This is a genomic window from Pseudomonas sp. WS 5410 (assembly GCF_012985645.1).
In the GTDB taxonomy this organism is placed as follows: Bacteria; Pseudomonadota; Gammaproteobacteria; order Pseudomonadales; family Pseudomonadaceae; genus Aquipseudomonas; species Aquipseudomonas shahriarae.
The window spans coordinates 150,054-164,859 of the sequence record NZ_JAAQWS010000011.1; the positions used below are offsets into that span (position 1 = coordinate 150,054).

The 14,806-nt window shown below is 54.3% G+C and carries 12 protein-coding genes and 1 pseudogene; 2 read left to right on the plus strand and 11 right to left on the minus strand.

Translation table 11 applies throughout. From position 1 onward, the window contains the following. Positions 1-156: 156 nt before the first annotated feature. From HBO24_RS17465 to HBO24_RS17510, 10 genes and pseudogenes are all read right to left on the minus strand, one after another. Complete coding sequence (locus HBO24_RS17465; protein WP_170060036.1) at positions 157-2,046, minus strand: hypothetical protein; 1,890 nt, start codon at positions 2,044-2,046, stop codon at positions 157-159. Between the two features lie 455 nt (positions 2,047-2,501). Then, entirely contained in the window at positions 2,502-4,175 is a 1,674-nt protein-coding gene (locus HBO24_RS17470) for a recombinase family protein (RefSeq protein WP_169904424.1), read from the minus strand. 36 nt (positions 4,176-4,211) lie between these two features. Further along, a pseudogene (locus HBO24_RS17475) lies at positions 4,212-5,774 on the minus strand (transporter substrate-binding domain-containing protein); the annotation flags it as partial. 8 nt (positions 5,775-5,782) lie between these two features. After that, entirely contained in the window at positions 5,783-6,409 is a 627-nt protein-coding gene (locus HBO24_RS17480; RefSeq protein ID WP_057439169.1) for a response regulator transcription factor, read from the minus strand. A 352-nt stretch (positions 6,410-6,761) separates the two neighbouring features. Next, on the minus strand, positions 6,762-7,163 hold the full coding sequence (locus tag HBO24_RS17485; RefSeq protein WP_115127859.1) for a response regulator: 402 nt from the start codon (positions 7,161-7,163) through the stop codon (positions 6,762-6,764). A 247-nt stretch (positions 7,164-7,410) separates the two neighbouring features. Continuing rightward, positions 7,411-8,742, minus strand: a complete 1,332-nt coding sequence (locus tag HBO24_RS17490; RefSeq protein ID WP_057439167.1) for a deoxyguanosinetriphosphate triphosphohydrolase — start codon at positions 8,740-8,742, stop codon at positions 7,411-7,413. Positions 8,743-8,814: 72 nt separating this feature from the next. Continuing rightward, positions 8,815-9,978 (minus strand): EAL domain-containing protein, encoded by a 1,164-nt coding sequence (locus HBO24_RS17495; protein ID WP_170060038.1) that lies wholly within the window; start codon positions 9,976-9,978, stop codon positions 8,815-8,817. Positions 9,979-10,071: 93 nt separating this feature from the next. Further along, positions 10,072-10,413 carry a hypothetical protein gene (locus tag HBO24_RS17500; protein ID WP_057439165.1) on the minus strand — a complete coding sequence of 114 codons (342 nt, stop codon included), beginning with the start codon at positions 10,411-10,413 and terminating at the stop codon, positions 10,072-10,074. After that, a complete protein-coding gene (locus HBO24_RS17505; protein ID WP_057439164.1) occupies positions 10,410-10,796 on the minus strand; it encodes a phage holin family protein in 387 nt (128 codons plus the stop codon). The genes HBO24_RS17500 and HBO24_RS17505 overlap by 4 nt, the downstream gene beginning before the upstream one ends. Positions 10,797-10,798: 2 nt before the next feature. After that, the gene (locus HBO24_RS17510; RefSeq protein ID WP_057439163.1) at positions 10,799-11,113 is read right to left on the minus strand and encodes a YqjD family protein; all 315 of its coding nucleotides are present in this window, start codon (positions 11,111-11,113) and stop codon (positions 10,799-10,801) included. Positions 11,114-11,468: 355 nt separating this feature from the next. Here HBO24_RS17510 and HBO24_RS17515 point away from each other — a divergent pair, with 355 nt between their 5' ends. Next, on the plus strand, positions 11,469-12,677 hold the full coding sequence (locus tag HBO24_RS17515) for an ammonium transporter (protein ID WP_057439162.1): 1,209 nt from the start codon (positions 11,469-11,471) through the stop codon (positions 12,675-12,677). On the opposite strand, the gene HBO24_RS17520 is transcribed toward HBO24_RS17515, so the two are convergent. After that, entirely contained in the window at positions 12,664-14,394 is a 1,731-nt protein-coding gene (locus HBO24_RS17520) for a monovalent cation:proton antiporter-2 (CPA2) family protein (RefSeq protein ID WP_057439161.1), read from the minus strand. The genes HBO24_RS17515 and HBO24_RS17520 overlap by 14 nt on opposite strands. A 154-nt stretch (positions 14,395-14,548) precedes the next feature. On the opposite strand from HBO24_RS17520, the gene HBO24_RS17525 reads away from it, so the two are divergent. Beyond that, entirely contained in the window at positions 14,549-14,785 is a 237-nt protein-coding gene (locus tag HBO24_RS17525; protein WP_115129378.1) for a glutaredoxin family protein, read from the plus strand. Positions 14,786-14,806: the final 21 nt, after the last annotated feature.

Sequence of the window (14,806 nt, forward strand, 5' to 3'; positions counted from 1 at the left end):
TTGGAGTTTTTAAAATTTTATTGTAGTATCATTCGCCACCTTCCCCAAGGTGGTTTTCTTTTTCTGCTCCTTTCAAGTTGCCACACTTTCGAGCTTTGTCAAACTTGAATACTAAAAAGCCCGTATTGCTGCGGGGTTTTTATTGAATGGGTTTTGTTATTGATAAGGGTCTTGAAATGGGCTTGGGGGCTTAGGTTTTAGAAGCCTTCTTTTTCTTGCTTGCTTCGCCTGCTTCGCCTGCTCCGCTTCTTCCTTTTCAAATTCTACTATTTGCTTGCTGGTGAATGTGTCAGATGCCCAAAGTTTTACTTTGTCGGTAAATCCTAATGCGGCTTGCGTATCGTCCAAGCCTTGTTCTTTGAGTTGTTCGGCAACGTTGAATAGATAGTCCTTTCGTTTCTCTTTGCCCAAGCGACTAGCCATTTCATACGTGTTTTCTCTTAATCTCTTATAGTATTGCTCTGGGTTCTCGTCGAGCCTACGGGCTTCAAGTAGTCGATCCACCAAAATATCAAAACGTTTCATCAAAGGCTCAAGCTCTTCCTCGTATGCCTTGATTGCTTTTTCCAAGATGGTTTTTCTGCTGGTGTCCTCTTTAATTTTCTTGCGTAGTTCCTTCAATTCTTTTGTCATTCTGGATTTCATGGTTTTGAAATTAGATGACAGCTCTGCAGTCTTTGTGGTTTTTACCGTTATTTCGTCGTCTAATTTCTGCTTTTGACTATCTAGCTCGGCATTTTCTTTTCTCTGCTCGCTGGCCTGTATTTCTAAGCTCTGTATGGTTGCTTTGTAGTTGCTAGCCGTTCCTTGTAGGTCTTTTATCGTGGTGTTAAGTGTGACGACAGTAGCCCTTTGCTCGATAAGTTTGACCTCCTTACTGGTTAGTTCTTGCTGCAGCTTTTCTAGCTGTCTGGTGTAATAGTTGTGGCTTCGCTCACTTTTCGGTTTTTTGGCTTCCTTTTCAATAGGGCTTAAATATTCGGTGTTTTCCTTTGTTTTAGGTAGGAATTTGGCTTGCAAGCCATATGCAGCGGCTAATCCGTTAAAGTGTTCGTAAAAGGCCGCCTGCATTACTTTTGACTTCCATGATTCGCGTTCTCGGATAAATCTATGGTTTTGCTTTTCTTCGCTACGGTTGGGCAGTTTGAAGTCTTCTAGTGTTGGCGGCTCAGATATTTTTTCAAGGTGAGCTTTATTCCTCGCGTAGTATTGTGATGCGAATTCAAATTCTTGAGCGGAAAAATCATATTTCCCCGTCTTCTCATTTTGAAGGTCAAGAAACGCATGAACGTGGTTTGTTGTTTCGTCCAGATGACTGAATGAGAAAAGCATCTTGTTGTTCGGGAAATTTTTTTGATAAAACTGATGCATGGCTTTCTGCAAAAGGTCTGTGTAAGCCTTAGTTATTGCCAGTTTATTAGGTTCAGGGATTACAAGGATGATTTCTTTAACCCTATTGACCGTCCTTGATACGGCTCGATCTGGTGCGTTTTGTTCGATCTCTCGCTTCTTGGTGGTGTAGTTCTCTAAAAGGTCGATACGTTGGGATATACGGCTGATTTTGTGCTGGTTGAGTAGGGCGGCGTAGTCTCCGACTACCAGCGGCCTTTCTCCTTCTATTACCGATGTGACGTATTCTTTTATCTCAGTCGGTTCGGTTGCGTTGATGAATTTGACCAGCTTCGATTTTAGTTTTCGGAGCTTTTCTTTTTCTGCTGCTATCTCGTCAGTCGCTTCTGTTGCTTTGAGTTTGGTTTGTAGTTGGTCGTTGAAGTCAGCCAGTAATTGCTCTGCCAATTCTCTTGTTAATATCTGTTCAATACCACCTACAATGGCGACATTTGGGTGGTCTGGATTGGGGTTGAATTCAAAGTCGTCATACTCGTTTTGGTCCAGTCTAAGCGAGTGCCTCAACGAACTGTCCAACCCCTTCAGGTTGGAGTAGTTTCGATCTCTTTTAGTCAGTGTGATTGTCTGCAGATTGGTGTCATTCATTTTATCCTCAGTAGTGGGTTGGTCTTTGCTCTTGGCTTTTGCTTCTGTCATGCCGACTAGGCACCTGTGTTAACCGTAACATCTTTTGCGTAGCAAAAGTGGGATGGTTAACATAGCAGGTATGCTCTAAATGGCTTCTTTTGAAAATTGAACCATATATATATTGAACCACATAAAAAATGTATATCAAGCATGATGGTGTAGGTGGTTTTGTATGGGGGTGTGCGTGCGGTATAGTAATCTATATTATAGTTATCTGGTTTGTATGATATCTATATATAGAAAACTAAAGACGTGTGTGGGTGCGTGCGTATATATGAGGCGTATGCAGGGGAGTGCATTATGCGAAAGGTTTTTTTAAAAATCCTCTTTTGGAGAAAGTAAAAAGCTATTCTGGTAATTTAAAGCATGATACCTTTTGTTTTTGCTCTGGATTTTAACGTGTAACGCCTTGGTGTATTAATGTGTAACCCCTCCAATTTTTGGTTTATTAGAGGGGCTTACGTTTATTTTATGATGTGGGAGAGGTCTGGTATTCCAAATGGCGTTAGTGGAGCTTTTTGTTTGAAAAATTGATGGGTATAAAGATTAAAGTCTTTTTCACCTTTTATACGAATGTCCATGCCGACGAGATTTGTTTCTTTGTCAATTTTAACGTCGAAGGTGATTCCTCTGGTGATGAAAAATGTGTTGAGCTTCAATCGGCCTTCTTCTGTTTCGTATAGGGCTATTATGTCTTCGTAGGTGGTGATTTCGAGCGTTTCCGCTTCGATTGCTAACGTACCTTCAAGGTTTTGGATCTCGTTTTCCAACGCTGTGATACGTGCTTCGCTGTCAGCCACACGCCTGATAAATGTATTTGGAATTATTCCGTCAAACTGAGCTAGCGAAGCCTCTAACATTTCCAATGTGGTTATTTCGGTTGTTAGCTTGGCTTTCTTGGCTCGTATTTCTTCTTTTGGTGCCGATGTATCACGAACGGAAAAGAAGCGGCTAAATGCGTCGTTTACGGTGTCCATTTGCTTGTATTGGTCTTGGCTGAACCAAGTGAAGTCTTTTCGCTTCTTGTCTGTCCGCTCGTCAATGTAACGATTTTCCGATAACTGCCTAACGAAAGCGAGGAATGTGCCGAAAACAAGTTCAAATCTAATTCTGTTACTACATTCGCATACTCGTTCGGCTCTGTTAGAGCAAACAAGGTAGGCGTAGCGTTTTTTCTCGGCTCCTAATATTTGTAGGTTGAAAGTCATTCCGCATTTATGTTCTCCACATTGGATACAGTGCCGGAAAATATTATAGTGATGAGGTGTTCTACGTCCGTATTTTCGCCCGGTTAATCTGGTTTTCATCGCTGCAACGGCTGCACTGAATTCTATTTCATCAATGATTTTTGGAAAATAATTAGGGACATAACGGTCAAACGCTTTAGTGCCGTTCTCGTTTCGTCGTTGCAAACGTAGCACGCCGATTGGGCTTTTACTGTTGATAAGATGTAGAACTGATGTTCTCGTCCAACGTCGTTTTGAATATTTATTTACCTGCTTAACACTCTCCAATACTCCAACGTGTTTGAGTAGTTCGAAAATCTGGCGAATTTCTTGAGCTTCTTCTTCTACGATGATAAAGGATTGGCTTTGTTCATCGAAACGCAGGCCGTAGGGGCATCGTTTACCTATAACGTTGGTTTCTGCTGTGTCTCGCTTCTTTGCCCACACGGATTTCAAGCGTTTGCTCTTGGTGTCGCTTTCCTCGTGTGCTCGTTTGGCAATTACACCTACAAGGATCAGCGTTTCGAGGTCGCGGCTTGGATCGTCGTAGGAATATGTCTTGTTGTCGAAAACGGTGTGTAGTCGCACGCCTTTTTTGAGAATTGACTGGATTAGATCAACGGAGTCGGTGAGTTTCTGGCGGGTTAGTCGGTCGATTGATTCGACAATGATGTAGTCGCCATGCTCAATTTCTCCACTCTCTATCCTGTCCAATAACCCTTTTAACTGGCCGATCCGGGCGTTTGCACCACGGAATGCACTGATCCCCTTGTCGATAACGGTTTCGACCACGGGAACGCCTGTTGCTTCTGTAAATGCTTGGAGTGGGGTGGTCTGGCGGTCATGGCTGTCTCGGCCTTCTTCGCCTTGCGAGGCGGTTGACCATCTGACGTATGCGTATGCCTTGGGCATTGAATCGGCTCCGAGTAGGTTCTAGCTCATTTTATTAGAAAATAGCTTACCGTGGTCGTCCGGCGCGATGCTGAGCAGGGCCTTGTCAAGAATGGAGGCCAGTTCGGTGGCGCTGCGTGATGTCGCCAGGGAAAAAGAGGCCAGTTGCGTGCCGATACTCGAACTGACCTGCAACCGGCCCTGAAAGAAGTGGGATGAGAGGAAGTAGTTGGCAACCACCAACGAGTTGACGGCCCCATCTACCTGCCCCTGGGCCAGCATTTCCGAGGCTTTGAAGGTGTCGCTGGCCTCTACTAGGGTGATCTGCGCAAATTCGCGGCGCAGGTACTCCACCAGTGGGTTGCCTTCGGTGATTGCCAGTTTTTTTCCCGCCAGTTGCTCAAGACTCGAGGGTGCCCCAGGTTCCTTGCGTGTCAGCAGGACATAGGAGTTCTGCAGGTACGGGCGGCTGAAATTGAGCTTGGCTTCGCGTTCGCGGCTGGGGCTGATGGCGGCAATGATGTCGGCATTGCCGTTCTCCACCTGTTCGATCATCTGGTTGACGTTGCGGGTGTTCTGGAACTCCAGACGCAAGCCCGTACGGAGCCGGATCAACTCCAGCAGGTCGGCGGTCATGCCCCGCAGTTGGCCATCTGAATCGGCGAACGTCAGTGGCGCGAAGGTTTCGTTGATGACCACTTTCACCACTGGGTGATCCTTGATCCAGCGCTCTTCACGCTGGCTCAACTGCAACTTATGGTCGGTCAGCAGGATATCGCTGCCTGCACTCCAGCGTTTGGCGATATTCTCCCGCTCGTAGGTCCCGACACCGGCGAGGACCGTATCGACGATGTCCAGCAGGGTCTGCTGGTCGCGGTGTACGGCAAAGCTGAAACCGTATGCTTCGTGCTTGCCGAAATTGGCCATGCGGATGTTCTTCAGGTAGCCCTTGTTGATCATGTAATGGGTGGAAATGGTATCGCCGAGAAACACATCGGCCTGGTCGAAGGCCACGGCATTCAGCGCATTCAAATAGGACGGATAGACCTGGATGATCGCATTGGGGTACAGCGCTTCGACTTCCTTCAAGGGCAGGTAGTGGTAGACGAGGCTCAAGCGCAGGCCCGCCAGCCCGTCATCGAGCGGGCGGGTTTCTGTATCACGGGTGACCAGTACCGGCTGGTCGACCGCATAGGGTGTTGACAGGACGATGTCGGCGTTGCTCGCTTCAAATCCGTTGGCGCTGCCCAGCAGGTCGATTTTCCCCTCTTCCAGTGCCTGGATTGCCGCCTCCCGCGAGGGGTAGCGCACCACCGTGACGGGCAATGCCAGGGCTTTGGCGAGGATGCCCGCGTAATCGGCAGTAATACCTTCATAGTCATGACCGCTGGCGGTGATGTCGAAAGGTGGGTAGTCGGGTGTCGAGGCTCCCAGCAGCAGTTCCCGTTTGTTTTGTAGCCAATGGCGCTGCGTGGGGGTCAGTTGAGTGTCCAACTGAACGATGCCGGCACGACTCAGCAGTGCGTAGCGTTCTGGAGCGGTTTGAGCGGCTGGCACGGCTGTACTCAAGCACAGCCCGGTACTCAAAATGATTAGATAGTCCTTTAAACGCCTTGGCATCCTGTTTCTCACACTAACGCGTTGCGTTTTGCCATCTCGATAAGTTCTACCAAGGACTTGGCCTTAAGTTTTTGCATGAGTCGTTTTTTATAAGTGCTAACAGTTTTATTGCTAAGGAACATGCCTTTGGCGATTTCCTTGTTTGTACGGCCTTGCGCAAAAAGTTGTAGGACCATAAGTTCTCGGTCATTAACGGCTTTGAAAAGATTCAATTCTTCGTTTTCGCCCACATCGGTGCCAGTGCTGTTTAATGCCTGGCTTGGGAAATAGTTGTAACCTGAAAGTACAGCTCTGACGGCACTTAGCAGTTCACTTAGGTCACCTTCTTTGCAAACATAGCCATCAGCACCGGAACGCATGCAGCGTGTCGCAAAAAGTGTCGGGGATTGGGCCGTCAAGATCAGGGTTTTCATTGGCGTGCTCATTGCGTTGAACCTGCAGAGAACCTCCAGCCCGTCAAGTTTTGGAATGCTGATGTCAAGAATTATGAGGTCTGGGAGGCATTCGCGGACCATTTGTATTGCATCACAACCGTTATCTGTTTCGCCGACTACTTTGTAACCTTCATGTTCCAGCAACATTCGGATTGCAAGACGAATGACCGGATGGTCGTCAATAATAAAAACTGTATTCATGAGCCAATTCCATACTAGTGCAAATAAGCGCGCACATTAGCTCAGAAGGTAGGGCAGGAGCATGAAGGGAAGGCTGAGTAGATATAAAACAGGAAAATTCCTACGTCCAAAAAGGTATTGGACTACGACCTGCTAAGGCTTTATTGGCCGTATTGTAAGAGTTTCTTAGGTGAAAGGTTTGAAAGTTGTGCGGTGTTATTTGTCACTTGGATGGAGGTAATATTTCAGTTGCAAGAGTGTTTAATGTCCTACATTAATATTTGAAAAAATACTTTGGCTGGGCTCGGTGTGTTGATGTAGTGGGGGAGCAGTTTGGTCAGATGGTTTCTGGGCAAGTGCAAGGGCGCACTCTTTAATCATCGGCAAGCCCCGATTGGCTGATCAATTCGATCCAGGCTTCTTTATTCAAGGGCTTAGCCAAATATCCAAGCAGGCGCAAGTCACGTTGTATTGCCAGGGTTTTCAAATACTCCAGTTCGAGGGCGGGCAGTCCACTTAGCAATACCGCACTTTTGACGAAGCCCGTATGGCAGGCTATCTCCACCAGCTCCAACCCGGTGAGGTCCGGCAGGCATTGATCGCATAACATGATATCGAAGGGGGCCTCGGTTGTTCTCATCAACTTGATCGCCTGCTCCGCACTCTCGGCAGGGGTCAGTTGGTTGAAGCCGAAACTCTTGAGCAGGCACTGAATGGCCAGGAGTTGAAAAGGGTGATCTTCCACCAACAGGATGCGCAATTTTCGTTCGGGCATAGGAGTTTCCGTGGAAGTAGCAGCGGTCGGAAACACGTCGGCCGATGCCTGTGTCTGTTTGCTCGGTGAGCCAGGCGCTGGGCTATCGTGGGGTTGCGTGAATGTAGGAGCTGATCGCTGGAGCGGATAAGAGAGGGGTGATTATTCATCGGGTGTTGGGGCGAATTCGATCAGGCTGCTCTGGTGCCTGCGTAGGTCGATTCTTTGAGGTAAGCGCCCAGGCAGGAAAACCTGCCCGGGGTGTGGGTCATTGAGGGTTTGAGTGGCCGGTCATCTCCCGGGCCATTTCGCTGGCGTAGCTATCGGTCATGCCGGCGATGAAGTCGATCATGCGCAGGAATGAACGATGCAGTGGCCAGTCAGGATGGGGGGCGCTGTTGCCCAGCAGATCCAGGACGCGTCGATTCTTGAAGGATGGCGTACGGCCGCCATGTTGCTCCAGGGCCGCGCCGCAGAACGTGTTCAGGAGGATTTCCAGGGTGGTGTAGGCGCCGATCTCATGCAGGGTCTTGCGCTTGTCCTGGAAGATTTTCTTGCGGGCCATGTCCTTGGCATTCAGTACGCAGCGCTTGGCCGGGCCGTGCATGTGTTCCACCAGGTCGCCTTGCAGGGTCCCGGCCAGTAGCGCAGGCTGTTGTTCGACGAACGCCCGCGCGGCGGCGTTGGTCAGGTGCTCGATCGCCTTGCCCCGCAGGATCGCGAGTTTGCGTCGCCTGGAATCCTCGGGCCCCAGTTGCCGATAGGTTTCCGGCAGGTCATCACCGACCAGGTTCAACAGCAACGACTCGACCTCGGCGTATTCCAGCAACTCCATTTCCAGGCCATCTTCCAGGTCGATCAGGGCGTAGCAGATGTCGTCGGCCGCCTCCATCAGATAGACCAGTGGGTGGCGCGCCCAGCGCTGTTCCTCGAGTTGTGGCAGGCCGAGCTTCTGGGCGATCTGCTCAAGGATCGGCAGCTCGCTCTGATAGCAGCCGAACTTATGTTTCTTGTAGCCCAGGGAGTCGGCGTGGCGGGCGGTCCACGGGTACTTCAGGTAGGTGCCCAGGGTGGCGTAGGTCAGGCGCGTGCCGCCGTCGAACTGGTGGTATTCCAGCTGTGTCAGCACGCGGAAGCCTTGCGCGTTGCCTTCGAAATTGAGGAAGTCATTGCGTTCGGCGCTGCTCATGTCATCCAGCCAACCACGGCCGGCTGCCTGCTGGAACCAATGGCGAATGGCATCTTCGCCGGAATGACCGAACGGTGGGTTGCCGATGTCGTGGGCCAGGCAGGCCGATTGCACGATCATCCCCAGGTCACTGGGGTCGCACCAGTCGGGCAGGGCGCTGCGAATGGTCTCGCCGACGCGCATACCCAGGGAACGCCCCACACAACTGACTTCCAGCGAGTGGGTCAGCCGGGTATGGATATGATCGTTGCTGGTCACCGGGTGAACTTGCGTCTTGCGGCCCAGGCGGCGAAAGGCCCCGGAGAAGATAATCCGGTCATGGTCTTTGTGAAACGGGCTGCGGCCCAGTTCTTCCGGGCTGTGCAGGGGTTTTCCAAGGCGTTCGCGGGTAAGCAGGGTAGGCCAATCCAAGGCGAGTGCTCTCCGTAGGATGAATGTCGACCCCCAGCTTCCCGGTTCGGCGTGCCGGGAGCAAGCGAAAAACTACAGTCCGGCGGCGTCAATATCGATTAACAGCAAGCGCTGACCGTTATCGAAGAATTGTCCTGCTGTCAGGCAGTATTGATTGGTCGTGGCGTCACGGTAGGTGTTGGAAAGAATCAGGCGGCGCTCTTCCCAGCCTTCGGCCAGCAGATGATAGAAGTAGGGGCGCCATGACCAGTTGTGGCCCAGGTAGCGGCTGTCGGCTTGCCAGGCATCCTGGCGCCATTCGAAGTTGGGGGTCAGTTGGGTGCCGTGGCTATTGCACTGATAAAACCGCAGTAACCGGGGAAAACCCGGCAGCCATGGCAGTTGGCTCAGGGGGGCCTGGGCCAGGGCCCAGCCTTGCAGGATCTGCATCAGTTCGATCAATTGCTGGCGCAATTGCATGATCCGTCCGCGCTCCGTCAGTTTCTGCTGCACATAAGCCTGGCGCAGCACGGCAAAGCGCGGGACGAAGGCATCGGCGGCGAACCAGTCCCGTTGCGCCTGGGCAAACAGATAGCCTTGGACATAACGTGCGCCACACTCAAGGGCAAAGCTCAGTTGCGCTTCGGTTTCCACGCCTTCGGCGATGATCCAGCATCCGGTTTTTTCCGCCATTTGCGCCAGGGCGCGCACCACCTCGCCGCTCGGGCCACCCAGTGCCGCGGCCTGGAACAGGCGCATATCCAGCTTGAGGATATCCGGGCGCAGGGCCAGGACCCGATCCAGTTGCGAATACCCGGCGCCGAAATCATCAATGGCAATTCGTGCGCCCGCCTCACGATAGCGGGCGACGACTTCGGCCAGGCGCTGGCTGTCGCCACCCAGCTCGGTGATCTCAAACACGATGCGTTTTGGATCGACGTCATGGGCCTGCAACTGTTTCAGGCTGGGCAGGGCTTGTCCGGGTCGCAGCAAGGTGATCCAGCGGGGCGAGATATTGAGGCTCAGAAACCAGTCTTCAGGTGCTTCATGCAGGCGGCTCAGGGCATTGTCGCGGATCTTGCGGTCCAGGCGGCGTAACGCCGAGGTGGGCGTGCGTGCATCGGCGAACAGTGGGCCTACCGAGTGCAGTTGCCCATCTGTCTGGAGCAGGCGGCCCAGCGCTTCCACCCCGGCAATGCGTCCGGTGGCGGTGTCGATAAACGGTTGAAAACAGGCGAGCGGTTGCCCGTCAATCACAGAGCCTCCTTAGGTGCTTCGGCATGAAAAAGGCCCGGCCCCTACAGAGAGGGCGCCGGGCCAGATCCGTTTGCAAGAATGCAGCCAGTTACGTCAGGGTTTGCGGGACGCACCCTGCATGGCGAGCTTGATCAACGGGATCAGGCCCGCACCGAGCCGTACCAGGCGGGTCATGGTGCCGATGCCGCCACCCTTGGCGCCTTTGCCGGTGAAGAATCCCAGCAGGGTCACAGCGGCGACGCCCCACAGCGGCGCATGCTTGATACCAAACCCGTCCTGCCAGCTTTGGCCCATGTTGCGCACCTTTTGCAAGGGCAGCAGCAATTGCTGGGACTCGTGGCGAATTTCCTGGCGGTGCATTTCCATGCGCAGGCGGATCAAGGCCTTGCGCATTTCTCGCCGGGAGTTGGTGTGCGGCAATTCAGTCAGGCTCATGGCAGCAGGCGCTCCCGATCATTGGCCAACTCTTCGAGGGTGGCGTGGAAAGGCGTGGATTCATCGAATACCGCCGCCTTCAAGCGCAACCCGCAGAACCCTGCGGCCAGAACGTAAAATACGCAAAGGCTGATGATCCCGGTCAGGCGGTAGGTATCCCAGACCAGGATCATGACCAGCGCCGATAACCCCACCAGCAGCAACAGGGCGAACACCAGTGCCAGCCCGGCAAACAGCAACAGGCTGACGGTGCGTGCTTTCTGTTCCTGCAACTCGATGCCGAACAGCTCGACATGGCTGTGCAGCAAGCCCAGGACAGCCGCGCCGAGGCGCCGCGATGTGGAACTTGGGCCCGCGGACGAGCCGGTTTCGCCGATAGACATGATTAGCGCCTTGTAGCCAGCAGACCGATCAGGAAGCCCACGCCGGCAGCGATGCCAACGGATTGCCAAGGGTTGGCCTGCACGTAGTCCTCGGTGGCAGTGACTGCTGCCTTGCCGCGTTCGCGCAGGGAGTCCTCAGTCAACTTCAGTGTTTCCCGGGCCTGCAGCAGGCTGTCATGGATCTTCGAGCGCAGCTCGTCAGCCTGGTCACCGGCCAGAATCGCGGTGTCGTCCAGCAGCTTTTCGGTATCGCTGACCAGGGTCTGGAAATCTTCCATCAATATTTCTTGAGCAGTCTTTGCCGATTTTCTGGCCATGGTTATCTCCGTGAGTGGCTGTCTGGTGCTTTTACAGGGTTTTGCTTGAGAGTCACCGGTATTGGTGAAGGTTCACTGCAATTGTCTGGTACAGCTTTTGCTTTGCCTTGGTGCGTCAGCCGCAAGGCTTGCGCGCAATGTGGGCGGTTTCGGCCAACGCCTTGAAAAACCTTACCCTAAATCCCTAAAACCCGTGGAAAAACCCGCAAGTCACTGCCTTATTCAATGGTCGTCGCGCCAAAGCGGTTCATTCCCTCTGAAGAAGGGTAGAACGCGCAGTGCCAATTTAGTGCGCGATTGTTGGGCAATGAACTGCTTTGGTGCTTTTTCCTGAACTGCAGGCCTGCCAATCCCCATGGAAAATGTGCAAAGCGCGGTGGACACTCTCGTCCATAGCTCCAATACGCTGTTTATTCTGATTGGCGCGGTGATGGTCCTGGCGATGCATGCCGGCTTCGCGTTTCTGGAAGTCGGTACGGTACGGCAGAAGAACCAAGTCAACGCGTTGTCGAAAATCCTCAGTGATTTTGCGGTCTCGACCCTGGCCTATTTCTTTATAGGCTATTGGATCTCCTACGGGGTCAGCTTTATGCAGCCGGCCGCCGTGCTCAGTGCCGACCATGGTTATGGCCTGGTGAAGTTCTTTTTCCTGCTGACCTTCGCAGCTGCCATCCCGGCGATCATCTCCGGGGGCATTGCCGAGCGTGCACGCTTTGTTCCACAACTGTGTGCCACGGCGCTGATCGTGGCATTCATCTACCCGTTTTTCGAGGGCATGGTGTGGAATGGCAACTTTGGCCTGCAAGCCTGGTTGTTGGCGACCTTCGGCGCATCCTTCCATGACTTTGCCGGTTCGGTGGTGGTACATGCCATGGGCGGTTGGCTGGCGCTGGCGGCGGTGTTGCTGCTGGGGCCGCGTCAGGGGCGTTACCGCGACGGGCGTCTGGTGGCGTTTGCGCCGTCGAGCATTCCGTTCCTGGCACTGGGCTCGTGGATATTGATCGTCGGCTGGTTCGGCTTCAACGTGATGAGTGCGCAGACCTTGTCCGGGGTGAGCGGGCTGGTGGCGGTCAACTCGTTGATGGCCATGGTAGGTGGGACCGTGGCGGCACTGGTGATCGGGCGTAACGACCCGGGCTTCTTGCACAATGGCCCGTTGGCCGGGCTGGTGGCGATCTGCGCGGGCTCCGACCTGATGCATCCGGTGGGCGCGCTGGTCACCGGCGTGGTGGCCGGTGGCCTGTTTGTGTGGTGCTTTATCGCCGCCCAGAACCTGTGGAAGATCGACGATGTGCTGGGTGTCTGGCCGTTGCATGGCTTGTGTGGTGTGTGGGGCGGGATTGCCTGCGGGATTTTCGGTCAGAGCGCCTTGGGTGGACTGGGCGGCGTGAGCCTGATCAGCCAGTTGATCGGTACCGCCCTGGGGGTGGTAGTGGCCCTGGCGGGCGGGTTGCTGGTGTACGGCGTGCTCAAGCGCCTCTGCGGCCTGCGCTTGAGCCAGGAAGAGGAGTACTACGGCGCGGACTTGTCGATCCATAAGATTGGTGCAGTCAGTCAGGATTGATCGGGGCTTCACGGTTGTCGTCGGTATGCTGGTAGAAACCGTGGAGCAAGCGGTAGCGATTGCGCCGTACTTCGTCGACGCGGTCGCGCACCTGCTGGTCGGGCAGGCCGAGCATGATCATTGCGTGCGACGCCAGCATCAGGCTCGACTCCAGTAGTTCGGGCACCACCTCGCTGGCCCCGGCGGCCTTCAGTTCAGTCAACTGGCTGTCGTCGCGGGTGCGCACCAGGATCGGCACTTTGTGGTTGATCCGTCGCGCTTCCTTGAGCACCACCAGGGCCACGTCGCTATTGTCCACGGCAATCACCACCAGGCGTGCGCGCTCCAGGCCGACTGCGCTGAGCAGGGCGCCGCGCCGGCAATCGCCATAATGCACGCTGCTGTCCTCGGTGGCGGCTTCCTGCACCCGTTCGGGGTCATCGTCCAGGGCAATGAACGCCTGTTGTTCACGGCGCAGGAAACGCCCGATGGATTGGCCGACCCGGCCATAACCGCAGATCAGCACATGCCCGCGCAGCTCGGCGTTGAGCGCGGTGATTGCCTCCAGCTGCACTTGCTGGTTGGGCTTGCGGTGCAGGCGCAGGGCAATAGAGGGAGCGGCCCGCAGCAGCAGGGGCGTCAGCAGCATGGAGCAGAACGTCGCGGCCAGCAGCAGGCTGCTGATTTCGCCGGGCAGCATATTGCTCAACTGCATTTGCGCCATCAGTGCAAAACAGAACTCACCGCCCTGGGCCAGGGCCAGGCCGCTGCGCCAGGCGGTCTCGCTGTCGCTGCCGCGCAGTTTGACCAGCGCGGCGACAATGCAGCCCTTGATCAACATCAGTGCCAGGGTCAGTCCGAGGATCTGCAGGGCGTGACTGACGAACAGTTGCAAGTCGATCAGCATGCCGATACTGACAAAGAACAACCCCAGCAGGATGTCACGAAACGGTCGGATATCCGCTTCGATCTGGTGCCGGTAATGGCTTTCCCCCAGCAGCATGCCCGCCAGGAACGCGCCGAGGGCTGGCGACAGGCCCAGCAGGTGTGTGAGCCAGGCCGTAAGCAACACAATCACCAGGGCCAGCAGCACGAACAGTTCCGCCGAATGCGAGGCGGCTACTTCATGGAACAGGCGCGGCAGCAGCCAACGGCTGGCGAGCAGCAGGCCGAGGAACAACACCACGGTCTTGCCCAGGGTCAGGGGCAGTGCCCAGTACCAGGCCTGCTCGCTACTGCCGGCGAACACCGGGACCAGGGTCAGCAACAGCACCGCGACCACGTCCTGGAACAACAGCACGCCAATCGCATTCTGCCCATGAGTGCTGAATATCTCCCCGAGGCTGGTCAGCTCCTTGCTCACAATGGCGGTGGATGACAGTGCCAGCCCGGCCCCCAGCAGCAAGGCGGCCACCGGCGACATGCCCATCAAAAGCAGCAGGGCACCCAGCACTACCGCGCAGCACAGCACCTGCAGGCTGCCGAGGCCGAACACCACCCGGCGCAGGCTGAGCATCTTGGACAGGGAGAACTCCAGGCCCAGGGAAAACAGCAGGAACACCACGCCCAGTTCGGCGAGGTCTGGCAGGTCTTCGCTGTCATTGACCCAGTCCAGGGCTGTTGGCCCGACGGCCAGGCCCACGCACAGGTAGCCGAGCACCGGTGGCAGTTGCAGCCGACGGAACAGCGCAATGACGACCAGGGATGAGGCAAGAATGATCAGCAGGTTGGCAAACACAAACATCTCCGTCGGGGTGTTGCAGGAAAAAAGCCGCGAGAATCGCTGAATCAGTTATAGGCCATGGTGATCTGGATCAGGTCTTTGGCATGACTCGACGAGGTTTTTCTCGCGGCCTAGAATGGGTACCTGTTTCTTATCGGATCTGTTCGCCATGCCTCCTGAATGCCAGTTGTTCGGCACCCTGGGCTGCCATCTGTGTGAGCTTGCGGAAGCTGAAATCATGCCGTTGGTCGAATGCGGGCTGTTGGTCGAGTTGGTGGATATCGCCGATTCGCAAGAGCTGTTTGAAGCCTATAGCCTAAGTATTCCGGTGCTGCGCCGGGTGGATACCGGGGCGGAACTGGGCTGGCCGTTCGAAACTGAACAGGTGGTCGCCTTTTTAAGTTAGCGCTAATCCCGTGGCAGGTTG

Excerpts from the sequence above, each read along its gene's own strand:
- HBO24_RS17465 (WP_170060036.1), bottom strand. The coding sequence starts at position 2,046 with ATGACAGAAGCAAAAGCCAAGAGCAAAGACCAACCCACTACTGAGGAT.
- HBO24_RS17470 (WP_169904424.1), bottom strand. The coding sequence starts at position 4,175 with ATGCCCAAGGCATACGCATACGTCAGATGGTCAACCGCCTCGCAAGGC.
- HBO24_RS17480 (WP_057439169.1), bottom strand. The coding sequence starts at position 6,409 with ATGAATACAGTTTTTATTATTGACGACCATCCGGTCATTCGTCTTGCA.
- HBO24_RS17485 (WP_115127859.1), bottom strand. The coding sequence starts at position 7,163 with ATGCCCGAACGAAAATTGCGCATCCTGTTGGTGGAAGATCACCCTTTT.
- HBO24_RS17500 (WP_057439165.1), bottom strand. The coding sequence starts at position 10,413 with ATGAGCCTGACTGAATTGCCGCACACCAACTCCCGGCGAGAAATGCGC.
- HBO24_RS17505 (WP_057439164.1), bottom strand. The coding sequence starts at position 10,796 with ATGTCTATCGGCGAAACCGGCTCGTCCGCGGGCCCAAGTTCCACATCG.
- HBO24_RS17510 (WP_057439163.1), bottom strand. The coding sequence starts at position 11,113 with ATGGCCAGAAAATCGGCAAAGACTGCTCAAGAAATATTGATGGAAGAT.
- HBO24_RS17515 (WP_057439162.1), top strand. The coding sequence starts at position 11,469 with ATGGAAAATGTGCAAAGCGCGGTGGACACTCTCGTCCATAGCTCCAAT.
- HBO24_RS17525 (WP_115129378.1), top strand. The coding sequence starts at position 14,549 with ATGCCTCCTGAATGCCAGTTGTTCGGCACCCTGGGCTGCCATCTGTGT.